This window comes from Stenotrophomonas sp. STEN021 (assembly GCF_056760175.1).
This window is the reverse complement of sequence record NZ_JBRREH010000005.1, coordinates 1-23,179: the sequence shown is the minus strand read 5'-3', so window position 1 is coordinate 23,179 and position 23,179 is coordinate 1. Positions and strand designations below refer to the sequence as shown.

15 protein-coding genes, 2 rRNA genes and 1 pseudogene are annotated in these 23,179 nt (G+C 64.5%); 10 read left to right on the top strand and 8 right to left on the bottom strand.

The window, feature by feature from the left end:
* Positions 1 to 45 precede the first annotated feature (45 nt).
* The 3 genes from ACVOL0_RS01890 to ACVOL0_RS01880 all read left to right on the top strand — a co-directional run bounded on the left by ACVOL0_RS01890 (position 46) and on the right by ACVOL0_RS01880 (position 3,609).
* Complete coding sequence (locus ACVOL0_RS01890) at positions 46 to 1,467, top strand: short-chain fatty acid transporter (RefSeq protein ID WP_481547646.1); 1,422 nt, start codon at positions 46 to 48, stop codon at positions 1,465 to 1,467.
* Positions 1,468 to 1,773: 306 nt separating this feature from the next.
* Positions 1,774 to 2,223, top strand: coding sequence for a nuclear transport factor 2 family protein (locus ACVOL0_RS01885; RefSeq protein WP_481547645.1), 450 nt, complete (start codon positions 1,774 to 1,776; stop codon positions 2,221 to 2,223).
* Between the two features lie 204 nt (positions 2,224 to 2,427).
* Positions 2,428 to 3,609 carry a DUF3667 domain-containing protein gene (locus ACVOL0_RS01880; protein WP_481547644.1) on the top strand — a complete coding sequence of 394 codons (1,182 nt, stop codon included), beginning with the start codon at positions 2,428 to 2,430 and terminating at the stop codon, positions 3,607 to 3,609.
* A gap of 164 nt (positions 3,610 to 3,773) precedes the next feature.
* Here the strand turns inward: ACVOL0_RS01880 and rlmF are convergent, their stop codons facing one another.
* The 3 genes from rlmF to ACVOL0_RS01865 all read right to left on the bottom strand — a co-directional run bounded on the left by rlmF (position 3,774) and on the right by ACVOL0_RS01865 (position 6,178).
* On the bottom strand, positions 3,774 to 4,757 hold the full coding sequence (rlmF, locus tag ACVOL0_RS01875) for a 23S rRNA (adenine(1618)-N(6))-methyltransferase RlmF (protein WP_481547643.1): 984 nt from the start codon (positions 4,755 to 4,757) through the stop codon (positions 3,774 to 3,776).
* A gap of 181 nt (positions 4,758 to 4,938) precedes the next feature.
* Positions 4,939 to 5,601: a dTMP kinase gene (gene tmk / locus ACVOL0_RS01870; protein WP_481531040.1), complete on the bottom strand. Its 663-nt coding sequence runs from the start codon at positions 5,599 to 5,601 to the stop codon at positions 4,939 to 4,941.
* A gap of 88 nt (positions 5,602 to 5,689) precedes the next feature.
* Positions 5,690 to 6,178 (bottom strand): hypothetical protein, encoded by a 489-nt coding sequence (locus tag ACVOL0_RS01865; protein ID WP_481547687.1) that lies wholly within the window; start codon positions 6,176 to 6,178, stop codon positions 5,690 to 5,692.
* 203 nt (positions 6,179 to 6,381) lie between these two features.
* Between ACVOL0_RS01865 and ACVOL0_RS01860 the strand changes: the two genes are divergently transcribed.
* On the top strand, positions 6,382 to 8,865 hold the full coding sequence (locus ACVOL0_RS01860; RefSeq protein WP_481547642.1) for a DEAD/DEAH box helicase: 2,484 nt from the start codon (positions 6,382 to 6,384) through the stop codon (positions 8,863 to 8,865).
* Positions 8,760 to 9,950: pseudogene (locus tag ACVOL0_RS01855) on the top strand (ribonuclease H-like domain-containing protein); the annotation flags it as partial. The gene ACVOL0_RS01860 and the pseudogene ACVOL0_RS01855, both read left to right, overlap by 106 nt.
* Before the next feature lie 187 nt (positions 9,951 to 10,137).
* Here the strand turns inward: ACVOL0_RS01855 and ACVOL0_RS01850 are convergent.
* The 3 genes from ACVOL0_RS01850 to ACVOL0_RS01840 form a co-directional block, all read right to left on the bottom strand.
* Entirely contained in the window at positions 10,138 to 11,958 is a 1,821-nt protein-coding gene (locus ACVOL0_RS01850) for a M56 family metallopeptidase (RefSeq protein ID WP_481547641.1), read from the bottom strand.
* Positions 11,959 to 11,961: 3 nt separating this feature from the next.
* Positions 11,962 to 12,348, bottom strand: a complete 387-nt coding sequence (locus tag ACVOL0_RS01845; RefSeq protein WP_481547640.1) for a BlaI/MecI/CopY family transcriptional regulator — start codon at positions 12,346 to 12,348, stop codon at positions 11,962 to 11,964.
* 97 nt (positions 12,349 to 12,445) lie between these two features.
* Positions 12,446 to 13,561 (bottom strand): saccharopine dehydrogenase family protein, encoded by a 1,116-nt coding sequence (locus ACVOL0_RS01840; RefSeq protein ID WP_481547639.1) that lies wholly within the window; start codon positions 13,559 to 13,561, stop codon positions 12,446 to 12,448.
* A 416-nt stretch (positions 13,562 to 13,977) separates the two neighbouring features.
* Here ACVOL0_RS01840 and ACVOL0_RS01835 point away from each other — a divergent pair, with 416 nt between their 5' ends.
* From ACVOL0_RS01835 to ACVOL0_RS01815, 5 genes are all read left to right on the top strand, one after another.
* Positions 13,978 to 14,298, top strand: a complete 321-nt coding sequence (locus ACVOL0_RS01835; protein WP_481547638.1) for a hypothetical protein — start codon at positions 13,978 to 13,980, stop codon at positions 14,296 to 14,298.
* A 217-nt stretch (positions 14,299 to 14,515) separates the two neighbouring features.
* Positions 14,516 to 14,902, top strand: coding sequence for an I78 family peptidase inhibitor (locus ACVOL0_RS01830; RefSeq protein WP_481547637.1), 387 nt, complete (start codon positions 14,516 to 14,518; stop codon positions 14,900 to 14,902).
* Between the two features lie 304 nt (positions 14,903 to 15,206).
* On the top strand, positions 15,207 to 19,661 hold the full coding sequence (gene gltB / locus ACVOL0_RS01825) for a glutamate synthase large subunit (protein WP_481547636.1): 4,455 nt from the start codon (positions 15,207 to 15,209) through the stop codon (positions 19,659 to 19,661).
* A 137-nt stretch (positions 19,662 to 19,798) separates the two neighbouring features.
* Positions 19,799 to 21,244: an FAD-dependent oxidoreductase gene (locus tag ACVOL0_RS01820; protein ID WP_481547635.1), complete on the top strand. Its 1,446-nt coding sequence runs from the start codon at positions 19,799 to 19,801 to the stop codon at positions 21,242 to 21,244.
* Between the two features lie 319 nt (positions 21,245 to 21,563).
* Entirely contained in the window at positions 21,564 to 22,436 is an 873-nt protein-coding gene (locus ACVOL0_RS01815; protein WP_481547634.1) for a methylglyoxal synthase, read from the top strand.
* Positions 22,437 to 22,771: 335 nt separating this feature from the next.
* On the opposite strand, the gene rrf (ACVOL0_RS01810) is transcribed toward ACVOL0_RS01815, so the two are convergent.
* Together rrf (ACVOL0_RS01810) and rrf (ACVOL0_RS01805) are read right to left on the bottom strand one after the other, a co-directional pair.
* Positions 22,772 to 22,886 (bottom strand): 5S ribosomal RNA (gene rrf, locus ACVOL0_RS01810).
* A 130-nt stretch (positions 22,887 to 23,016) separates the two neighbouring features.
* A 5S ribosomal RNA gene (gene rrf / locus ACVOL0_RS01805) occupies positions 23,017 to 23,131 on the bottom strand.
* Positions 23,132 to 23,179: the final 48 nt, after the last annotated feature.

The following is a 23,179-nucleotide window of genomic DNA, read 5'->3' as shown; positions in this document are numbered from 1 at the left end:
TGCCGCGCTACCGTCGCCCGGTTGTTTCCCCACGGTATCCGCCCCATGCAGCCCACCACCCAAGACACCGCCTCGGCACGCTTTGCGATCCGCTGTGCGAACTTCGCTGAACGCTGGTTCCCCGATTCCTGGGTGTTCGCCGCCCTCGCCCTAGCCGCCGTCTCATTGGCGGCGTTGTCCATCGGCGCCGCGCCTACCGACACCGCCAAGGCCTTCGGTGACGGCTTCTGGAGCCTGATCCCCTTCACCATGCAGATGGCCTTCGTCGTGATCGGCGGCTATGTGGTTGCGTCTTCGGGTCCGGCCTCGCGCTTGATCGATCGGTTGGCCCGCGTGCCGAAGAACGGCCGCAGCGCGGTCGCACTGGTCGCCATCGTGTCGATGACCGCATCGTTGTTGAACTGGGGCCTGAGCCTGGTGTTTGCCGGCCTGCTGGTGCGTGCATTGGCTCGCCGCAGCGAGTTGAAGATGGATTACCGCGCTGCTGGTGCGGCGGCGTATCTCGGCCTCGGTGCGGTATGGGCCTTGGGCCTTTCCTCCTCGGCCGCGCAGCTGCAGGCCAACCCGGCCAGCCTGCCGCCGTCGATCCTGTCGATCACCGGCGTCATCCCGTTCACCGAAACCATCTTCCTGTGGCAGTCCGGCGTGTTGCTGGCCGCGTTGGTGGTGGTATCGCTGATCATTGCCTACGTCACCGCACCGGCCGCCAATTCCGCGCGCGATGCCGCTGATTGCGGTGTGGATGTAAGCGCCGATGCGGCACCGGCAAAATCCAAGCCGACCCGCCCCGGCGAATGGCTGGAGCACAGCCCGCTGCTGATCCTGCTGCTGGTGGCGCTGGCTGCAGGCTGGTTGATCCACGAGTTCAGCACCAAGCCGGCGATCCAGGCGATCTCCGGCCTGAACACCTACAACCTGCTGTTCCTGATGGCCGGCGCGCTGCTGCACTGGCGCCCGCGCAGCTTCCTCGATGCGGTATCGCGTGCCGTGCCCTCGACCACCGGCGTGCTGATCCAGTTCCCGCTGTACGGCTCCATCGCCGCCATCATGACCACGGTCAACGGCAGCGAAGGCCATAGCGTGGCCCACATCATCTCCACCTTCTTCACCCAGATCGCCAGCCATGACACCTACGCGTTGCTGATGGGCAGCTACTCGGCGGTGCTGGGCTTCTTCATCCCCTCCGGCGGTGGCAAGTGGATCATCGAAGCCCCCTACGTGATGCAGGTGGCCAATGAATTGCATTACCACCTCGGCTGGTCGGTGCAGATCTACAACGCCGCCGAAGCACTGCCCAACCTGATCAACCCGTTCTACATGCTGCCGCTGCTCGGCGTGCTAGGCCTGAAGGCCCGCGACCTGATCGGCTTCACCTTCGTGCAGCTGCTGGTGCACACACCGCTGGTGCTGCTGCTGTTGTGGGCGCTGGGTGCGACGTTGGCGTATACGCCACCCGTAATGCCTTGATAGCTCGCCGCACCGATTGAAAGCAGAACGCCACGCATTGCGTGGCGTTCTGCTTTCTTGCAACTGGATGGATGAAATCAAAATCAAGGGCATACAAGCACCCCCTCCCAACCTCCCCCTTGGCTTCGCCAAAGGGGAGGAGCAAAGCAGCGCAGCCTTCCGCCCCCTCCCTTTCGCCGGAGGCGAAGGGGAGGGTTGGGGAGGGGTAGCTCTTGATCTCCGCCGACACCCATATGACTTCCCACCCATTGCATCCCCACCAGTAACTGCCACGATTCCACAGCCACCACCCGTCAGGAACCGGCCATGCTGTCAGCTGCACTACGCGTGCTTGTTGTGGGAATGCTCTGCTTTGCCGGCAACGCCGTCGCGGCGCCACCGGATGCGGCCACCTTGCAGGCTATCGAGGCCACCGCCTACGACTACATGGATGGCCAGCTGGAAGGCGATGTCGCGCGGGTGACGCGGGCGCTACATCCGGATCTGGCCAAGCGCAATCTGGTTGCCAACGCGAATGAAACCCTGGGCCTGGGCCGGATGAGCTCGGATGAGCTGATCCGCTTCACCCGCGAAGGCGCGCTGAAGACGCCCCGCGAGCAATGGCAGCGCACGGTGACGGTGCTGCAGGTGGACGAGGACATCGCCACGGTGCGGCTGGAGAGCCCGTGGTTCATAGATCATCTGCAGATGGGTCGGTTTGACGGGCGCTGGGTGATCGTCAATGCGCTGTGGCATCGGAAGGTGCGGGGCGGTTGAGGGCTTCGTGGTTTTACTTTCGGGCCCGCGCCAAGAGCTTCCCTCCACCCCCAACCCCTCCCCCGTAAACGGGAGAGGGGCTTTGCTCGACTCTGGCTTTTCCTTGATTTGCTTCGTTTTGAATTTTTCTTGAACTGATACTGAACGGAACCACCAAACCCCGTTATCGTATGCGGCTTCCAACCGTTGCCCGCCGCGCCAGCCATGAGCCAGACCGAAGTCGTGCATTCCACTTCCGAACACGGTGCCTGCGAGAACTGCCGCACACCGCTGCAGGGCCACTACTGCCACGGCTGCGGGCAGTCGGCGCATAACCCGCTGAAGAACTTCGGGCATGCGGTCGAGGAGGTGTTCGAATCGTTCTGGCATCTGGATGGGCGCATCTTCCGCACCCTGCGCGATCTGCTGGTGCCGGGCCGGATCGCCGTCAACTTCCTCAAGGGCCAGCGCGTCGGCTATGTGCAGCCGTTGCGGCTGTTCGTGATCCTCACCCTGTTCACCTTCTTCGTCGGCAAACTGACCCTGCACAGCGACGACTTCGGCACCGGCAGCAACGCCGACCCGGCCTTTGCAAAAGCGCAGACCGTAGCCGAGGTGGAAGCTGTGCGCGCCGCCCAGGTGGCGCAGATGGAACAGCAGCAGAAGGCGACTCCCGCTGCTGCGGCTGCATTCGCCATGGCCATGGCAGCAATCAATACATCAGCTGCCCAGCGCACCGCAGAACTCGAAGCAAACGCACAGCCGCCGACAGGCACTGCAACCGATGCGGCACTGGCACGTGCCAACGAAGCTGCCGAACGCGCACGGGCGGAGAACAAGGCTGTCTTCATCAATGTCCCGGTCAACGGCAAGCCCTGGGATGCAGAGACCAACCCCATCGTGCTCGAGGGCTGGCCAAAATTCATCAGCAACTGGCTCAACCATCGGCTGGCCAATGGTCAAGCCAACGTCGAGCGCATGGGCAGCAAGACCGATCTGTATGTCCAGGCGATCCTGACCTCACTACCCGGTGCGCTGTTCTTCCTGATGCCAGTGTTCGCGCTGGTGTTGCGCGTCGCCTATATCCGGCAGCGGCAGATGGGCTACCTCGAACACCTGGTAGTGGCCTTGTACAGCCACTGTTGGTTGATGCTGGTGTTGCTGACCACCTTCCTCATCGCCGGTATCAGTGGTGCGATCAGCAGCGCGGCGGTCAGCACGCTCTGTGGTTGGCTGTACGCGCTGTTGTGGTTGTCGGTGCCGATCTACCTGTTCTGGATGCAGCAGCGCGTATATGGCGGCAACCCGATCCTGACGCTGCTGCGTTACAGCTTCATCGGCTTCATCTATTTCTTCCTGGTCACCTTCGTGGTGATGTACGCGGTACTGGCCGGCGTGTCGGCCTGAAACCGGTTTGAAGCCCGGGCGCCATGTCCCTGAGAAGAACCTGATCGGCCCCCTGTAGCCCGGGCATGCGCAGCGCGCCCGGGGCTGTTGGCGCGTGGCCAGACGGACTTTGTGTTCCCTGCTTCCCGGGTGCGCTGCGCTTACCCGGGCTACGGCCTGATGGTTCAGGCCTGCGTTGCCTGCAACCAAGTCTTGCGCGCAGCCGCTGAGTGGAAGCTCCAGGCAACAAAGCGGCTCTGCTTGTTGCCCTGTGCCATCGCCACCTCGCGCACTTCAGCAGCACCTACCTTGGCCAACTGCTTGTGGATATCGGCCAGATGCTCGCTCTTGGCCACCAGCGAACTGAACCACAACACCTGCGGCTGGATGTCCACGCTTTCGCGGATCATCCGTCGCAGGAATGAAGCCTCGCCACCGGTGCACCACAGTTCGTTGGCCTGACCACCGAAGTTGAGCGCGGGCTCCTTGCTTGTACGTGCCCGCACGCCGCCAAGATTGCGCAGCTTGCGCTGGCTGCCCTGTGCAGCCTCCTTGGCCGAAGCATGGAACGGCGGGTTGCACAGCGTCAGATGGAACCGTTCATCAGCCTGCAGCAGGCCTGCGAAAAGATTGCCGCGCGCATGCTGTTGACGCAGTTCGATGAGGTGCCCGAGGCCATTGGCCTGCACATTGGCATTGGCGGCCTGCAACGCACCTGCATCGATATCACTGCCAAGGAAACGCCAGCCGTACTCGGCCTGCCCCAGCAAGGGATAGATGCAGTTGGCGCCAACCCCGATGTCCAGCGCACGCACCGCGGGTCCTCGCGGAATTCCGCCGTCATTGTCTGCAGCCAGCAGATCCGCCAGGCCGTGCACATAGTCAACACGCCCCGGTACCGGCGGGCACAGATAACCATCCGGGATATCCCAGTGCCGGATGCCGTAGTCGCTGGAGAGCAGCGCGCGGTTGAGTTCACGCACGGCTGCCGGATTGCTGAAGTCGATGCTGTCAGTACCGGCCGGGGTGCGGATCAGGTGCGCACGCAAGGCAGGATTCGCCGCGACCAGCCGCACCAGATCATAGCGGCCCTGGTGGCGGTTACGGGGATGCAGCAGCGGCTGTGCGGCTTTGGGCGTGGGGCGTGGGCGTTGCGGCGAAGAAGTCATGTGCTTGTTGGATGCCGAGAGCGACACGCGGAGGCTCTCGTTGTTTGTGGGAGCGGCCTAAGCCGCGAAGCACGTACATCAACAGATGGCACACGCTGCCTGCGCTTCAACAGCCTCAGCTTCGCGGCTTACGCCGCATCCCACAAGGCGGGATGCGGGCACCGCCAGCTGCAACAGCCTTCTACAGCTCCAGACCCTGCACGTTCTGCAGCAACTGCGCGCCATGTTCACCCACACGCAGCGCGAGCGCTGCGGCAATCGCCGCATGCGCATCCCGCAACACCTCGGCTTCGTTCTGGCTGGCGTCGATTACCTGCTTGTTGGGCAGCTCCAGCTGCTGGAAGATCAGCCGGCAACGTTCCAGGTTCTGCGCGGTCTCGAAATGGTTGGGCTTGTCGCCACGGGCGCGGATGCGCTCCAGGCCCTGCTCCGGCTGCAGATCCAGCAACAGCAGCAGGTTCGGGCGCGGGGCGAAATCGTTGGCCTGCAGCATCTCGTCCAACGGCAGGCCGGCGGCACCCTGGTAGGCCACCATCGACGGGAAGTAGCGGTCGAGGATGACGACCTCGCCACGGGCCAGGGCCGGGACGATGACCTCTTCCACGTGCTGGCGGCGGTCGTGCAGCAGGTATTCCACCTCCTGCTCCGGGCTCAGCCGGCCGGTGGCGGCGGTGGCGCGCAGACGCGTGCCCCAGGGGCCGTTGGTCGGTTCCTTGCCCAGTACCACCTGTGCCCCTGCAGCACGCAGGTGCTGGGCCAAGGTGTGGGCGAGCGTGGTCTTGCCAGCGCCATCAATGCCTTCGATGGCAATGAGCAGGCCGCCGGGAATCTGTTGGTTATCCATGGGCGCTACTTTAATCGGAACCGGCTGATATCGCTCGGCTTGACACCGTTCCAATGCAGCCAACCGCCACGTCGGGAACAGTCCGGCTTCAGCGTGCGGGCGCGGTGCAGCCGTTGGCAACGCAGTACTCGACAGCCCGCTGCCGCTCCTGCTCGGTCAGCTCCGGCGGTGGTCGGGCAATGGCGGACTGGATCTGATCCGGGCCGCCGGTGAGCTTGTTCAGCCCCTGCCCGGCCTTCATCAAGCCGTAGCCGATGCCCATCATCAGGTAACCGCCACTCATGCCGACCTGCTCGGGCGTCGGCGGCTCGCTCCAGTTCTTGCTGAAGCGGTTGGGCGCGGCCTGCACCGGGTTCTTGAAGCGGTACAGGTCCAACGGCTCGTCATCTTCAGGCTTGATCGCGCGTACTTCGCCCAGCGTGGTGACGTTGCCTTGTGCTGGCACTTCAACGACGTCGCCTGGCTCGGCCTGCGCGGTGGCGGCAGGTTCTGGTTCGACGGCTGCCGCCCCGGGAGGCGCGGCAGGAGTACCGGCCGGTGCGGCTTGCTGCGCCTGTGCCATCCCCGCCAGCATCATGCCGACCAACACTGTGCTCCATTTTGCCGGTAATGCCACAGCCACCCACCCTGCCTGTTGCGTGTCGCCGCCAGCATACGCAGGCGCTGCTTCAGTTTTTGTTGGAACGATTCCGCTCGTTCAGCATGTCGTAATCCCATTGGGTCTCACGGCGTGAGACACCACTATGCTTCCATAAGATTCTTTGATCGGCAGTTGCGTGCATGGCGTTTTCCCTCGCTCCCCGCACCGAAGCCAGCGAACGGGCGCTGGCAACCACCGATGGCCTGCCTTCGCGTGACGGCTCGCTGCTCGGCCAGCGCCTGGCCCGGCGCTACAAGGACCGGGTCACCGGCAGCTTCACCATTCCCGGCCGCGAAGGCAGCTACGCACCCATCCCCGATGACGTGCCCGAGGCGCTGAAAGCCGCGCTGAAAGCACGCGGCATCGAGCAGCTGTATTCGCACCAGGCCGAGGCCTGGGACGCCAGCCAGCGCGGCGAGCACGTCGCCATCGTCACCCCCACCGCCTCCGGCAAGTCGCTGTGCTACACCTTGCCGGTGGTGAGCGCGGCGATGCAGGGCAACGCCAAGGCCTTGTACCTGTTCCCGACCAAGGCGCTGGCACAGGACCAGGTAGCCGAGCTGCTGGAGCTCAACCGCGCCGGTGATCTGGGCGTCAAGGCGTTCACCTTCGATGGCGATACCCCTGGCGATGCGCGGCAGGCGATCCGTCTGCACGGCGATATCGTGGTCAGCAACCCCGACATGCTGCACCAGGCGATCCTGCCGCACCACACCAAGTGGGCGCAGTTCTTCGAGAACCTGCGCTATGTGGTGATCGACGAGATCCATACCTACCGCGGCGTGTTCGGCAGCCACGTCACCAATGTGCTGCGCCGGCTCAAGCGCATCTGCGCGTTCTATGGCGTGCAACCACAGTTCATCCTGTGCTCGGCCACCATCGGCAATCCGCATGCACACGCCGAGGCGCTGGTGGAAGAGCGCGTGCATGCGATCACCGAATCCGGCGCACCCACCGGGCCCAAGCACGTGCTGCTGTGGAACCCGCCGGTCATCAACCCGGACCTTGGCCTGCGCGCCTCGGCGCGTTCGCAGGCCAACCGCATCGCCCGCATCGCGATCAAGAGCGGGCTGAAGACACTGGTGTTCGCGCAGACGCGCTTGATGGTGGAGGTGCTGACCAAATACCTGAAGGACATCTTCGACAACGACCCGCGCAAGCCGGCACGCATCCGCGCCTATCGTGGTGGCTATCTGCCGACCGAGCGCCGCGAGGTGGAGCGGGCGATGCGTGCCGGCAACATCGACGGCATCGTCAGCACCTCGGCCTTGGAGCTGGGCGTGGATATCGGCGCGCTCGACGTGGTCATCCTCAACGGCTACCCCGGCAGCGTCGCGGCAACGTGGCAGCGCTTCGGTCGTGCCGGCCGGCGCCAACAGGCCGCATTGGGCGTGATGGTGGCCAGCAGCCAGCCGCTGGACCAGTACGTGGTACGGCATCCGGATTTCTTCGCCAATGCCACGCCCGAGCATGCACGCATTTCGCCCGACCAGCCGCTGATCCTGTTCGATCACATCCGCTGCGCTGCCTTCGAGCTGCCATTCCTCGCAGGCGAACCGTTCGGGCCAATCGATCCGCTGGTATTCCTGCAGGCGTTGGCCGAGACCGAAGTGGTGCATCAGGAAGGCGACCGCTGGGAGTGGATCGCCGACAGTTACCCCGCCAATGCGGTGAGCCTGCGCGCGGTGGCCGATGGCAACTTCGTGGTGGTGGACCGCAGCGACGGCAAGCAGCAGATCATCGCCGAGGTGGACTATTCCGCCGCTGCGCTGACCTTGTACGAAGGCGCCATCCACATGGTGCAGAGCACGCCGTACCAGGTGGAACGGCTGGACTGGGACGGCCGCAAGGCCTACGTCACCCGTACCCATGTCGACTACTACACCGACAGCATCGACTACACCAAGCTCAAAGTGCTGGACCGCTTTGATGGCAACGGCGCCGGCCGTGGTGATTCGCATCACGGCGAAGTGCACGTGGTGCGGCGCGTCGCCGGCTACAAGAAGATCCGCTACTACACGCACGAGAATATCGGCTACGGCCCGGTCAACCTGCCCGATCAGGAACTGCATACCACCGCGGTGTGGTGGCAGTTGCCGCAGGCCACCTTGCTGCGCAGTTTCGCGCAGAAGCAGGATGCGCTGGATGGGTTCCTTGGTGCCGCCTATGCGCTGCACATCGTTGCGACCGTGGCAGTGATGGCCGATGCGCGCGATCTGCAGAAAGCAGTGGGCAATGGCGATGGTGCCTGGTTTGCGGTGGCCGACCAGACCGGCCGCGGCCAGCTGCGCGGCAACGAAGCCGGCGAAGGCGCGGTGGAGCTGATGCAAAGCTTCGTGCCGACGGTATACCTTTACGACAACTTCCCCGGCGGCGTGGGCCTGAGCGAGCCGCTATGGCAGCGCCAGGGCGAGCTGGTGCAGCGCGCCCTGGAGCTGGTGGAGCGCTGCGACTGCAATGCCGGCTGCCCGGCCTGCGTTGGGCCGGTGCTGGCGGCGCAGGAAGAGGACAAGGGCGAGACGCCGCGCTCGCTGGCCTTGAAGGTGTTGTCGCTGCTGTCGGCCGAGCGTTGCGATCAGGTGCCAACCATCGTCATGGACGAGGCCGTCGACCTGCTGCCATGAGCATCAGCCTGGACAAATTGAAGGCCCTGCGTAAACAGGCGGGGCTGGTGACGGCAGCACCTGCGGGATCAGCGGAGCCCGCAGCTGTTGTAGGAGCGGCGTCAGCCGCGAAGCCACAGCTGGTGGAAGCCGCAGCAGAGCCGGTTGCTCCGGATGCATCTGGTTCTTCGTCGGCTGCGGAAACTGCATCGGCTTCGCGGCTGACGCCGCTCCTACAACAGCCGAGGACGGAATCTTCGGTGTTTGGCTGGGTCGATCAGATCCAGCACAAACCAGCGGCCCCGCAGGATGGCGCTGCATTGCGACGCTTGCTGGCGACACGCAACCGCGCCATCGCTCCTGCACAAGCCGTCGAACGTGGCCCGGTTGATCGCGATCTACCCGGCACCGAAATCGCACCCGGCTTGCACCTGATCGAGGCCTTCATTCCGCAGGCGATTCCAACGCAGCCGCTGTCACTGGCTTTCAGCAAGCGCCCTGAAGAAACCGTCGCGCCGCAGGACCTGTTGTTCTTCGACACCGAAACGACCGGCCTGGCCGGCGGCACCGGCACCCGCGCCTTCATGATTGGCGCCGCCGATTGGCATCACGATGCAGCGCGCGGCGAAGGCCTGCGCGTTCGCCAGCTGCTGATGTCAACGATGGGTGCGGAGAGCGCGATGCTGGAGTTGTTCGCCAGCTGGCTGTCACCAGGCACCGTGCTTTCCAGTTACAACGGCCGCTGCTATGACGCGCCGTTGTTGAAGACACGCTATCGATTGGCGCGGCGCGGCGATCCGATCTCCGCGCTGGATCATGTGGATCTACTGTTCCCAACCCGCCGTCGCTATCGCGGCACCTGGGAAAACTGCCGGCTGGCGACCATCGAGCGGCAGTTGCTGCTGATCGCCCGCGAAGATGACTTACCGGGTTCGGAAGCGCCTGCGGCGTGGTTGAGCTATCTGCGCGGTGGCAGCGCGCGCAACCTGCGCCGTGTTGGTGAACACAATCACCAGGACGTGGTGACTTTGGCGCTATTGTTCCTGCGCCTGGTACAGGCGGAAGCGGATGAGCGGGCGGAACTGGCGTTGGAGGCTGAGGGCTGAGTTTTGGTTGCTCGTCAGGCTTTGCTTGTAGAGCCTACCCCTCCCCAGCCCTCCCCTTGGCTGCGCCAAAGGGAGGGAGTAAAGCTTTGCCCCCTCCCTTGCGCGAAGCGCAGGGGAGGGTTGGGGAGGGGTGCTTCTGCTCTGCTTTTGTTCTGCTTCGCAGCTGCACCGCCACCCCCCTCAAACATCAACCACCAAGCGGCTGCGCGATCCCACTGCTGATCGCTTCGCGGATCAGCTGCTCCGCATCACGATTGGCCTTGGCGCTGGCCGCTGCCTGCTGCCTGCCCAGCTCGGCCTGCTGCTTGCCCAGTTCCCTCTGCTGCGCAGCCAGGCTTTCCATCTCCGCACGCATCGCCGGGTTTTCCATTTCCTCGCGGGCCTGATCAAGCTTGCGCCGTGCCTCTTCAGACGCGCGGCGTTGCGCGGCGGTACGTTCACCCGAACTCAATGCCAGCTGCGCCTGCTCACTCGCCAGCTCACCCATCCGTGCGCCGATCTCGCCCATGCGCTCACCGATCTGCCCCTGGCGGTCGCCCAACGCTCCCTGCCGGTCACCCAGCCGACCCTGCGCATCAGCCAGACGCACGGTCTCGGCATGTAGCTGCTCAAAGCGCGACAAAGTTGCCGCATCACGCACCACATAGCGCTTGCCATCACGGCGCACCAGCAGCACGCCCTTGCCGTCGTCCAGTTGCTTGGCTTCGCGCAGGTCGGCGACGCTGCCATTCATGACGTTGTGGTTGCCTCTGATCAGCACATAACCATCAGCGTTCTGGTTGCTGGAGAGGTGGATCACGCCTTGCGTGCTTAGCGGTGCAGCGGGTGCTGGCGGGGCCGCAAGCGGTGCGGGTGGCACCACCAGCGCTGGTGGTGCTGGCGGCGCTGCGGGTACCGCAGCCGCGGCAACTACCGTGCGTGTCGCCGAACGTGCAACCGGCGCAGTTGGCGCTACCGGCGCGGCGGGTGCGGCCACAGGCACCGGCGGTGCCGGCGGTGCCGGCGGCGCGGGCGGTACCGGCATCGCCACCAGCCGCAACGGCGCCACGCCGACCAGCGCAACCGCAGCAATGATCAAGGCCGCACCGACGCGCGGGAAGGAAGAAGTGTCCTGCAACATGAGCAATCTCCGCTTGAGGCTCAGGAAGGTCGGCGATGCGCTGGCCAAACCAGCGCCGGGCCGGGGAGCGACGCCCAGCTGCAACAACAGGCGTCCGTAGTGTTGGCGACAGTGCCGGTCACCGGCGACCACCGCGGCATCCACCGCTGCTTCGCGGGCAATGCCGTATTCGCGGGCGGCCAGATGCACCACCGGATGGAAGAAGAACAGGTGCTGGGCCAGTGCAGGCACCAGGCCCAGCCACAGGTCATGGCGTTGCAGGTGCACCAGTTCATGGGTCAAGGCCATGTCCAGCTGGTCATCGCCCATGCGCTGCAGGCCGCGCGCCGGCAGCAGCAACACCGGACGCCATGGGCCAATCAGCTGCGGCGAGTCGATCGCAGTGCTGAGCATCAAGCGCGGCGCGCGGTGCAGGCCATGTGCTTCCGCAGCCAGCGCAAGCGCGGCGTTGAGCTTGTGATCGCGGCAGGGCTGCGCGGCACGCAGCAGGACACGGCTGGCGCGATATGCCAGCGCGGTGCGCAATGCCATCACCAGTACACCGACGGCCCACATCGCCATCAGCACCAGGCTCCACGACCAACTGCTGTCCGCAGGCAATGGCTGCATCACGATGATCGGTGCGACTGCTGCTGGTGCTGTCGTGGTCGCGGCCTGCGCTACCACTGGCGCCGCATCCAGGACCGGCAACAAGGGCAACTCCAGCGGCGAGGCCCAGAACACGCCTACCACCGCCTGCAGTGCCACCAACCACCACAGCGCGCATTGGGTACTGGCCGGCAGTCGGCGCACGTAACGGCATAGCAGCCACACCACCCCGGCCAGCAACGCGGTCTGCACGCTGGTCGCCAACAGGCGGCTGCCCAACAACTCAAGCGTCATCGACATGGCTCAATCCTCCCGGCGCTGCGATTGCAGCTTGCTGACCAACGCTTCCAGTTCGGCCAGTTCGTTGTCGCTGACCTCGGCCTTCTCCGACATCCACGCCACGAACGGCGAGATCGAGCCCTGCAGGGTCTTCTCGACGAAGCTGCCAACCGCGCCGTTGACCACTTCCTGCTGTTCGGCCGTGGTGCGGTAGCGGTACACGCCCTCGTCCTGCTCGCGCTGTAGATAGCCTTTGGTACGCAGGCGCTCCATCATCGTCAGCACGGTGGAGCGGGCCAGCCCGCGGGCCTCACCAAAGCGTGCGGCAACCTCGCCGACGCTGGTGGGTTCGTTCTCTCCGATGTACTGCAGCAGGGCCAGTTCCTGGTCCCCGATGGTCTTGCGGCGCATGGCCGTCTCCGTGACTACATTTGTCGCCACGGTAGATCTGCCTACATTTGTAGTCAATAGCCCGGATGGCACCCTGACCGCTGCCGGGCTGAATGATTCAGCTGACTGCGCTGTCGATCTGCCAGCGCACGAACTCGCTTTCAAACTCCGCCAGCGACAGCAGGCCTAAACAGGCATGGGCGCCGATAGGCAGCGCTTCGCCACGGGCAAACCTGCGCGCCAGCAGCACAGCGGCGAAAGTGGGAATCTCCGGACCGTGCAGCATTGGAGCGGTCAGATCCCAATGCACGGTGTGCTGCAGACCCCCGCGTTGGCCACGCAGGGTGATGCGCATGCCGCCCAGGTCGGTGCCGAAGCGATCGAACCAACGCCCGGCACGGGCAAACACGCCGGCCAGCATTTCCATCGGCACTGGCAGGCCATGTCGGCGCAGCCAGGCCAGCGTCGCCAGGCAACGCGACAGGAACGTCAATTCCAGCGCCGCGCGAAAGCGCACCGTCGCCACACCCGGATAACGCTGCAGCAGCAGCGTGTGATCGGGTACATCGCAGGGCGAGGCCAGGCGCGGACCGATGCGGGCGAATCGTACCGGCTGTGGCTCGGCCCAGCCGATCACCGTCTGCCAGCGCCCATCCACCCAGCACTCGAACGGCTTGCCGCAATACGACAACACCGCGCGCACCGTGGCCATGCCCAGCGGCGTGGCCTGTGCGGGTGCGATCACCATGTCGATGCTGTGCAGCTGATCGAACTGCGGGGCGAGTGCATCCACGACCGCACTTGAGAGCGCAGGCAAGGTACTGGCGCCGCTGATCGCACTTCGTTGTGTCTGTTCGGCCAAGGCCTGCAATTGCTGCGGGAAATCCGCGACGAAATCGCGACCGTCGGCCAGATCGATGTAGTGCATGCCAGCGCGCAGGCAAGCCTGTGCCACGTCGTAACCCTGGCCCTGGAAGGGTCCGGCGGTGTGGATGACCAGTGCCGCTCGCGTAGCTGCAAGCTGCGCTTCGAAATCAGCTGCGGCGGTATCCAGCCGGCACAGTTCGATGGTCGCCAGATCCACGCCCGGCAGATTGGCTGCCGCCTGCGCAGGATTGCGGCCGGCAGCGATCACCTTGATACCCGGCGTGATCGCGAGCGCACGCACGATGCGCGCGCCGAAATGACCGTAACCGCCCAACACCAGAACACGACAGCTTTCCTGCTGCGACATTGGATCATCCTGCGTTGATTGCTGGGTGGATTATCAGCGAGGAATGAACTGTTTTTGCCCCTCCCCTTTGGCATAGCCAAGGGGGAGGTTGGGAGGGGGTGGCGTTGGCCGTTGCTTGTGCTCGTTGCTTGGATTTCCTGCGAACAGCCCCCCTCCCCAACCCTCCCCTGCGCGTTGCGCAAGGGAGGGAGCTTTGGCCCCTCCCCTTTGGCGCAGCCAAGGGGGAGGCTGGGAGGGGGTGGCTTTGGCCGTTGCTTGTGCTCGTTGCTTGGCTTTCCTGCGAACAGCACCCCTCCCCAACCCTCCCCTGCACTTCGTGCAAGGGAGGGAGCAGATCCGCTGCAGGCGGGGCCCTTCATCACGCTCTTACACCTGCGGCAGCACCCTGCATGCACGCCCCTGCTTTGGAGTCCGCCATGTATCGGATGTTGGTCACCGCAAGTTTCAGCGTCATCGTCGCCACTGCCTGCAGCACCGCCCAGGTCAGCCAGGTGCAGCCCATCGATGGCGTCATCTCCGGCCAATGCCATACCGACATGGTGCGCGGCGCGGTCGGTCTGGCGGCCGCGTCAGGAACGGTGGAACGTGCGCGGGTGGACAGCGACAGCCTGCAGGTGAACGTGGTGCGCACAAGCGCAGCCACCGCTACCGGCGCTACCCCAGCCAGCAGCGGCGGGGAGCGCCTGACCATCGAGGTGGGCCGCTACAACAACATCACTGCCCTGCGTTGTAGTTGAGGCTGCAGGCATCGAGACGCGCTCAGCGGTCCATGCCCCCACTGGGCAGCACAGCACTGGAATGACGTGCGGCAAGCCTGCCGATGCGGAGCCAGCGCATTGCCGTTTCCAATGGATAAAGCTCCGCACCAGCATGGCGTAATGTGGTGCGACGCAGCGTCAACACTTCCTCACTTGGCGATATGCTTGGGCTGACCCTCAATAGCTTGGAGTTCCGATGCAATTCCCGTCGACGCCGCGCGCCCTGCGCCGCCCCGCCGCCCTGATTGCCACCGCTGCACTGCTGCTGGCGCTGAGCGCCTGCACAAAGCCGGCCCCGGAAGAACAGGATGAGGCACTGAACCAATCCCAGCAGGCCGCACAGGCCGCCGCTGCACCCGCTGAAGCCACGCCGCCGCCGGGTGCCTGCGACGCCAGCCAGGTGCAGGGTCTGGTCGGCCAGACCTATACCGACGCGATGCAGGCCCAGGCCAAGGAAGATGCCGGCGCCACCGATGTGCGCGTGCTCAAGCCGAACCAGCCGGTCACGATGGAGTTCATCGGTGAGCGCCTGAACATCGAACTCGATGAGAAGGGTACGGTCAGCGGTGTACGCTGCGGCTGAATTTTGTATAGCCAAAGCCTTGCCGAGCAAGGCTTTGGTTGCGCTCGCAACGATGTATTGCGGCGCTGCAACAACTGTGATTTAGTCGAACCATCCGGTGACCTCAAGGTGCGCTCCTGAAGGAGCACGTTGCGTCATCGGGTGGGCGCGAGGGCGCTTGGATCAGGCGAATACGCCGCAACGGCGTGCGTCGGGTCTTACCCCAACGGCACGTGCGGCAGCACGGCGCGATCCATCCGATGCATGACGTGCTCAGCGAGCGGGCGGGAGTGTCGCCGCTCACCTGAATCGCATCGAGGCACAGATGGCAGTCCGCACTCCGCAAGGCCTTTACGACCCGCAAGACGAACGCGATGCCTGTGGTTTCGGCATGGTCGCCCAGCTCGACGACCAACCCTCGCGTCTGCTGGTGGATACCGCCATCGCCGCGCTGTCGCGCATGACCCACCGCGGTGGTGTTGCTGCCGACGGGCTGACCGGCGACGGCTGCGGCCTGCTGCTGCGCAAACCCAGCGTGTTCCTGCGCCAACTGGCCGAAGAGGCTGGCATCGTGCTCGGCCCCAACTTCGCCGCAGGTGTGGTGTTCCTGCCGCACGATGCTGACGCTGCGCAGCGATGTCGCGCCGAACTGGATGCACAGCTGCGCAGCGCCGGCTGCCATCCGCGTGGCTGGCGTGAAGTGCCAACCGATGACAGCGTCTGTGGCCAGCTGGCGCGCGACACACTACCGAAGATCGAACAGGTGTTCGTCGATGCCGACATCGAGCAGAGCGCCGAGCAATTCGCACTGGCGCTGTTCATGGCCCGCCGCCGCAGCGAACAGACCCTGCGCGATGTCGCCGACTACTACGTCACCACGCTCAGCGCCGAGGCCATCAGCTACAAGGGCATGGTGCTGCCGGACAAGCTGAGCACCTTCTACCCGGACCTGCAGCGTCACGAACTGGCATCCAGCGTGGTGGTGTTCCACCAGCGCTTCTCCACCAACACCATGCCGCGCTGGCCGCTTGCGCACCCGTTCCGCATGCTCGCCCACAACGGCGAGATCAACACCATCGAAGGCAATCGCCACTGGGCGCAGGCGCGCAGCAAGGTGTGGAAGACGCCGAAGTTCGACATCGCCGAGCTCGACCCGGTGATCTCGATGCACGGTTCCGATTCGCAGAGCATGGACAACATGCTGGAGCTGATGGTGGCCGGTGGCATGGAGCTGATCCAGGCGCTGCGCATCCTGGTGCCGCCGGCAACCCAGTCGCTGGAATTCAAGGACGCCGACCTCGCTGCGTTCTATGAGTTCTATGGTTTGAACAGCGAGCCGTGGGACGGCCCGGCCGGCATCGTTGCCTGCGACGGCCGCTACGCCGCCTGCACCCTGGACCGCAACGGCCTGCGCCCGGCGCGCTGGATGCTGACCTCCGATCGCCACTTCCTGGTCGCTTCCGAAGCCGGCGTCTGGGAAGTGCCGACCGAACGCGTGGTGCGCAAGGGCAAGCTCGGCCCGGGCCAGATGATGGCCATCGACCTCAAGCGTGGTGATCTGCTCGATTCCGAAGCCATCGACCGCATCAACCGTGCACGTGCGCCGTACAAGCAATGGCTGCACCAGGGTGTGACCTACCTGCAGACCGAGTTGATCGATCCCTCGCTGGCCGAGGAGCCGTTCGACGAAGCGACGCTGCGCAGTTACCACAAGCTGTTCCAGCTCACGACCGAGGAACTGGAGCAGGTGCTGCGGCCGCTGGCCGAAACCGGACAGGAAGCCACCGGTTCGATGGGCGATGACACCCCCATCGCCGTGCTCAGCCGCCACACCCGCCCGCTGTATGACTACTTCCGCCAGGCCTTCGCGCAGGTCACCAACCCGCCGATCGATCCGCTGCGCGAAGAATGTGCGATGTCGCTGACCACCCAGCTCGGCAAGGAGACCAACATCTTCCACGCCGGCGCGGAGACGGTGAACCACGTCATCCTCAACTCGCCGGTGCTGAGCCAGCGCAAGCTGCGCCAGTTGCTGAAGATGGAGCAGTACGTCGAGCGCAATCGTCTGATCGACCTGTCCTACAGCGTCGAGGAAGGCTTGAAGGCCGGCATCGAGCGCATCTGCGCCGAGTGCGAACAGGCTGCACGCGATGGCGTGGTGATGCTGTTGCTGTCCGACCGTTACCCGGTCGCCGACCGCCCGATGGTGCATGCGTTGCTGGCTACCAGCGCCGTGCACCACCATCTGTCCAAGGTTGGCCTGCGCTGCGACGTCAATCTGATTCTTGAAACCGGCACCGCGCGCGATGCACACCATATGGCCTGCCTGCTGGGCTTTGGTGCGACTGCGGTGTATCCGTACCTGGCCTACCAGACGCTGTTCGACCTGGGCCGGCGCGGCATCCTGCAGTTGAAGAAGGGTGGTGAGGTTTCGCAGATCGGCCGCAGCTACCGCAAGGGCATCTACAAGGGCCTGAGCAAGATCATCTCCAAGATGGGCATCTGCACCATTGCGAGTTATCGCGGCGCGCAGTTGTTCGAGATCGTCGGTCTCGACCCGGACGTGGTTGAACTGTGCTTCCCGGATACCGCTGCCCGCATTGGCGGCGTGGGTCTTGCACGCCTGGATACCGAAGCACGCGAGCTCACCGTGCGTGCCTGGAACGATCTGGCGCAGCCGGAAGTCGGCGGCCTGCTCAAGTATGTGCATGGCGGCGAATACCACATGTACAACCCGGACGTGGTGATGACGCTGCAGCGCGCCTCGCGCACCGGCGATGCCGCCGATTGGCGCAAGTACATGGACGCAGTGCATTCGCGCCCGACCTCGGCGCTGCGCGACCTGCTGCAGCTCAAGCCGGCAGCAACGCCGGTGCCGCTGGACGAGGTGGAACCGGCCGAAGCGCTGTTCAAGCGCTTCGACACGGCTGCGATTTCCTTGGGCGCACTGTCGCCGGAAGCGCACGAAGCGCTGGCCATCGCGATGAACCGCCTTGGCGGCCGCTCCAACTCCGGCGAAGGCGGCGAAGATCCCGCCCGCTATGGCACCGAGAAGCGTTCCAAGATCAAGCAGGTCGCCTCCGGTCGCTTTGGCGTCACCGCCGAATACCTGGTCAATGCCGAAGTGCTGCAGATCAAGGTTGCGCAGGGCGCCAAGCCCGGCGAAGGCGGCCAGCTGCCCGGCCACAAGGTCAACGAGCTGATCGCACGTCTGCGCTACGCCAAGCCCGGCATCGGCCTGATCTCGCCGCCGCCGCACCACGACATCTATTCGATCGAAGATCTGGCGCAGCTCATCTACGACCTGAAGCAGGTCAATCCGGATGCGCTGGTGTCGGTGAAGCTGGTTTCGCATGCCGGCGTCGGCACCATTGCCGCGGGCGTGGTGAAAGCAGGTGCCGATCTGATCACCGTGTCCGGCCACGACGGCGGCACCGGTGCCTCGCCAATCAGTTCGATCCGCTATGCCGGCGTGCCGTGGGAACTGGGCGTGGCCGAATCGCACCAGGCCCTGGTCGGCAACGACCTGCGCAGCCGCACCATCCTGCAGACGGATGGCGGCCTGAAGACCGGCCTGGATGTGGTCAAGGCCGCACTGCTGGGCGCCGACAGTTTCGGCTTCGGCACCGGACCGATGATCGTGCTCGGCTGCAAGTACCTGCGCATCTGCCACCTCAACAACTGCGCCACCGGCGTGGCCACCCAGGACGAGCGCCTGCGCGCCGGCTACTTCACCGGCCTGCCGGAACGCGTGGAGAACTTCTTCCGCCTGCTGGCCGAGGAAGTGCGCGAGTGGCTGTCGTACCTCGGCGTGCGTTCGCTGGATGAAATCGTCGGCCGTACCGATCTGCTGCAACAGCTGGAAGTGTCGCCGCGCGAAGGCGTCAAGGTCGATCTGTCGCGCCTGCTCGCACCTGCGCATTACGACGGCGCGCACTGCGCCGCGCAGCGCCTGTACCAGTCGCCGGACAGCCTGGCCACGCAGATGGACAACCTGCTCGCCGATGCCATCGCCAACAAGCAGGGCGGCGAGCACCGCTTCCTGATCCACAACACCGACCGCTCGGTTGGCACGCGCCTGTCCGGCACCATCGCCCGCGCGCATGGCAACCACGGCATGAGCGAAACACCGTTGAACCTGCGCTTCCGCGGCACTGCCGGGCAGAGCTTCGGCGCCTTCAACGTTGGCGGCCTGAACCTGGAAGTGGAAGGCGAAGCCAACGACTACGTCGGCAAGGGCATGGCTGGCGGCCGCCTGGTGGTACGTCCACCGCGCGGCGCCCGCTTCGAGGCGCGCAACACCGCCATCATCGGCAACACCTGCCTGTACGGCGCAACCGGCGGCGAGCTGTTTGCCGCAGGACGCGCGGGCGAACGCTTCGGTGTGCGCAACTCCGGCGCACTGGCGGTGATTGAAGGTGCCGGTGACCACTGCTGCGAGTACATGACCGACGGCGTGGTCGCGGTGCTCGGCAAGGTCGGCCTGAACTTCGGTGCCGGCTTCACCGGTGGCCTGGCCTATGTGCTCGACGTCGACCGCGATTTCGTCGACCGCTACAACCACGAGCTGATCGACATTCATCGCATCTCGACCGAAGGCTTCGAGAACCATCGCCAGCACCTGCACACCTTGATCAGCCGCCACCGCGAGTTGACCGGCAGCATCTGGGCGCAGCAGATCATCGACGAGTTCCGCGATTACGTCGGCAAGTTCTGGCTGGTCAAACCCAAGGCCGCCAGCATTGAATCGCTGGCCGAGTCGCTGCGCCGCGCCGCTTGACGGCTTGAGCCCCTCTCCCGCCCGCGGGAGAGGGGTTGGGGGGAGGGCGCTCCAACCGCCTTCCCTCATCCGCCCCTTCGGGGCACCTTCTCCCGCCTGCGGGAGAAGGGCTCCTTCCCAGACATCACGAGTCGCCCATGAGCCGCAAGCAAGCCTTCCAGTTCCTCGATCTGCCCCGCACCATGCCGCAGCGCATTCCGGTGGAATTGCGCACGTCCGGCGATTGGGGCGAGCTCTACGGCAAGTTCGACAAGGGCGATGCGCAATACCAGGCTGGTCGCTGCCTGGATTGCGGCAATCCGTACTGCAGCTGGAAGTGCCCGGTGCACAACGCCATCCCGCAGTGGCTGCAGCTGGTGCAGGAAGACCGCATCCACGAAGCGGCAACGCTCTGCCATTCGACCAACCCGCTGCCGGAAGTCTGCGGCCGCGTCTGCCCGCAGGATCGCCTGTGCGAAGGCAGCTGCACGCTGGAAGAGTTCGGTGCGGTCACCATCGGTGCGGTCGAGAAGTACATCGTCGACACTGCGCTGGCCACTGGCTGGAAGCCTGATCTGCATGCCGTTCAGAGCACCGGCAAGCGCGTGGCCGTCGTTGGTGCAGGCCCTGCAGGTTTGGCCTGCGCTGATCGTCTGGCACATGCCGGTGTGCAGGCGGTGGTGTTCGATCGCTACGAACAGATTGGTGGCCTGCTGCAGTTCGGCATCCCCAGCTTCAAGCTGGACAAGAGCGTGATCGATCGCCGCCGCGAGATCCTCGAAGGCATGGGCGTGCAGTTCCGCCTGGGTGTGGAGATCGGCCGCGATATCAGCATCGAGCAACTGCAGGCCGACTACGACGCGGTGTTCCTCGGCACCGGTGCCTACCGTTACACCGATGGTGGCCTGATCGGGCAGGACCTGAAGAATGTGCTGCCTGCGCTGCCCTTCTTGGTGCAGAACAGCCGCATTGTCAGTGGCAACGACCCGAAGGGTCGACCGATTGCTGGCTGGGAAGATCAAATCGCGTTGCCTGACCTCAACGGCAAGCGCGTGGTGGTGCTGGGTGGCGGTGACACTGGCATGGACTGCGTGCGCAGCGCGATCCGCCTGGGCGCGGCCAAGGTGACCTGCGCCTACCGCCGGGACGAGGCCAATATGCCGGGCTCGGTACGCGAAGTCGCCAATGCCCGCGAGGAGGGCGTGCGCTTCCTGTTCAACCGCCAGCCGCTGGCGATTGAAGCCGGTGCCGATGATGAAGTGATCGGCGTGACCGTGGTCGAGACCGAGCTGAGCGCACCGGATGCCAATGGCCGTCGCAATGCAGTGGCTATTGAAGGCAGCGAATCATTGCTGGAAGCCGATGTGGTGATCATCGCGTTTGGTTTCTCGCCGACCTTGCCGGAATGGCTTTCGTCGCAGGGCGTTGAGGCCAGCAACAATGGCCGCATCATTGCCGGTGGTGCTGCCCGTCTTCCCTTCCAGACCCACAACGCCAAGCTGTTTGCCGGTGGTGATGCGGTTCGCGGCGCGGACCTGGTAGTGACGGCAGTTGCTGAAGGCCGTGATGCTGCTGAGAGCATCGTTGCGTTGTTGAAGCGGTGATAGCAGGACCGCGCCAAGAGCGCCCTCACCCCTACCCCTCTCCCGTTGAAACGGGAGAGGGGATTACTTCGGCATTGTTTGTCTAACAGCCGCTGAGTTCGCTGCTTCGGCTATGGCTGTTGCTGCGGCTCTGAACTACCAGTTCCCACAGTAGCGACCTGCTCCCTTCTCCCGCTTGCGGGAGAAGGTGCACGAACGGGCGGATGAGGGGAGCTCCAGCTCTTACTCCGGTATGGGCCCTGGTGTTGGCTCCAAGGCCACCAACCAACCGACACCCGGCTGCCCTACACTCAAGAACTCCGCACAAAGAGAAGTCGCAATGCGCATTGGTCTGGCCGCAAACCGTCTCCATCACGAAAGCGCCGACGCTGCGCTGTTCCGTTGGCTCCGTGCCAGCGAGGGCGGCATCCGCGAACTGGGCGTCGAATTGCACGCCGTTGGCCGCACCTACGATGCCATTGCCGCCACTCAACCGCTGCAGGATTACCCAGCACTTCAGCGCTACCCAAACGGACGCGAAGGCGGCTTGATGAAGCTGGTTGCCGAAGTCGTAGGCATGGGCACGCCCGAGCGCACTCTCGATGGCGCGATCTACTTCATCGACCCGGTCGATCCCTCGTCGGTGTTCCCGGAAGCCATCGCGCTCAAGCGCCAATGCGTCATCCACGGCAAGCCCTTCATCTCTACAGTGGCCACCGCACGAGACTGGATTGAAATGGAGCGCATCCACGCAGGCTTCGCTCAGGATCCAGGCGCCGATGATCTGCACGCCTTCAGCAAGCAGACCCTGGCACTGATCGCCCACGACGCCCGCAAGCCACAGATGCTCGCATTCGCCGCTGAATACTTCGACCTGTTGTCGCAGTTCGAACAGCGTATCGGCACCGGCACCACCGGTCAGCGCTTGAACGAGATGGCCTGGAGCCGTGGCTGGCCACGTGACCAGGAATGGATTCACCGCTTCCAGAGCGGTCCACTTGGTGGCGACGCGCAGATTGCCGATCGTGTTCTTGAGCACCGCTGCCAACGCGCGATCTTCTTTGAAGACCCGCATGTAGCGCGCCAGCATGAAGCCGATATCCAGTTGTTGGAGCGTGCGGTAACCACCGTCACTGATGAAGCGGTGTGCATCACCGCGCCGAACATCGCAGCCCGCTGGGCAACTGCCGCGCAGATACGCCAGAACGCCTGACTGTAGTGCCGAGCCATGCTCGGCATGGGCATTCCACGCGATACCAGTAGGGCCCCAACGCTTTGGCTTTGGCTTTGGCTTTGGCTTTGGCTTTGGCTTTGGCTTCTGCTCTTTCTTTCCCTTCTCCCGCCTGCGGGGGAAGGTGCCCGAAGGGCGGATGGGGGGCGCTTCTCGCTTCTAGCTTCTAGCTTCTAGCTTCTAGCTTCGCTCAAGCCCTTCCGCGTCGTTGTTTCTACGAGCTTCGCGGCTGACGCCACTCCTACAAGTGCGTGTGCGCCGCTGTGCCGCATAAAGAAAAACCCCGCTGCTTCTGGCAGCGGGGTTTTGTTTTTAAATCCTGACGATGACCTACTCTCGCACAGCTTAGGCTGCACTACCATCGGCGCAGCTACGTTTCACTTCCGAGTTCGGGATGGGATCGGGTGGTTCCATAGCGCTGTGTTCATCAGGAAGACGGTTTGAGCAGCGCGTTGCGCCGGCTCCAATGCGTTTCCTTGCGGAACTAACCCAGGCTGTAAAACACCTGGCTTACATAAAAAGACAAACCCCGCTGCGTGAGCAGCGGGGTTCTTAGATAAAACCCTGACGATGACCTACTCTCGCACAGCTTAGGCTGCACTACCATCGGCGCGGCTACGTTTCACTTCCGAGTTCGGGATGGGATCGGGTGGTTCCATAGCGCTAATTTCATCAGGGAGACGGTTGGAGCGTCGCCATCCAAAGTACGGATTTAGGCGCCTGCC

What these genes read in the sequence shown, in the direction of transcription:
- ACVOL0_RS01845 (WP_481547640.1), bottom strand. Translation starts at nt 12,348, where the DNA reads ATGCGCCGCAAGACCATCGGGGACCAGGAACTGGCCCTGCTGCAGTAC.
- ACVOL0_RS01890 (WP_481547646.1), top strand. Translation starts at nt 46, where the DNA reads ATGCAGCCCACCACCCAAGACACCGCCTCGGCACGCTTTGCGATCCGC.
- rlmF (WP_481547643.1), bottom strand. Translation starts at nt 4,757, where the DNA reads ATGACTTCTTCGCCGCAACGCCCACGCCCCACGCCCAAAGCCGCACAG.
- gltB (WP_481547636.1), top strand. Translation starts at nt 15,207, where the DNA reads ATGGCAGTCCGCACTCCGCAAGGCCTTTACGACCCGCAAGACGAACGC.
- ACVOL0_RS01850 (WP_481547641.1), bottom strand. Translation starts at nt 11,958, where the DNA reads ATGTCGATGACGCTTGAGTTGTTGGGCAGCCGCCTGTTGGCGACCAGC.
- ACVOL0_RS01860 (WP_481547642.1), top strand. Translation starts at nt 6,382, where the DNA reads ATGGCGTTTTCCCTCGCTCCCCGCACCGAAGCCAGCGAACGGGCGCTG.
- ACVOL0_RS01880 (WP_481547644.1), top strand. Translation starts at nt 2,428, where the DNA reads ATGAGCCAGACCGAAGTCGTGCATTCCACTTCCGAACACGGTGCCTGC.
- ACVOL0_RS01835 (WP_481547638.1), top strand. Translation starts at nt 13,978, where the DNA reads ATGTATCGGATGTTGGTCACCGCAAGTTTCAGCGTCATCGTCGCCACT.
- ACVOL0_RS01840 (WP_481547639.1), bottom strand. Translation starts at nt 13,561, where the DNA reads ATGTCGCAGCAGGAAAGCTGTCGTGTTCTGGTGTTGGGCGGTTACGGT.
- ACVOL0_RS01885 (WP_481547645.1), top strand. Translation starts at nt 1,774, where the DNA reads ATGCTGTCAGCTGCACTACGCGTGCTTGTTGTGGGAATGCTCTGCTTT.
- ACVOL0_RS01815 (WP_481547634.1), top strand. Translation starts at nt 21,564, where the DNA reads ATGCGCATTGGTCTGGCCGCAAACCGTCTCCATCACGAAAGCGCCGAC.
- ACVOL0_RS01865 (WP_481547687.1), bottom strand. Translation starts at nt 6,178, where the DNA reads ATGATGCTGGCGGGGATGGCACAGGCGCAGCAAGCCGCACCGGCCGGT.
- ACVOL0_RS01830 (WP_481547637.1), top strand. Translation starts at nt 14,516, where the DNA reads ATGCAATTCCCGTCGACGCCGCGCGCCCTGCGCCGCCCCGCCGCCCTG.
- tmk (WP_481531040.1), bottom strand. Translation starts at nt 5,601, where the DNA reads ATGGATAACCAACAGATTCCCGGCGGCCTGCTCATTGCCATCGAAGGC.
- ACVOL0_RS01820 (WP_481547635.1), top strand. Translation starts at nt 19,799, where the DNA reads ATGAGCCGCAAGCAAGCCTTCCAGTTCCTCGATCTGCCCCGCACCATG.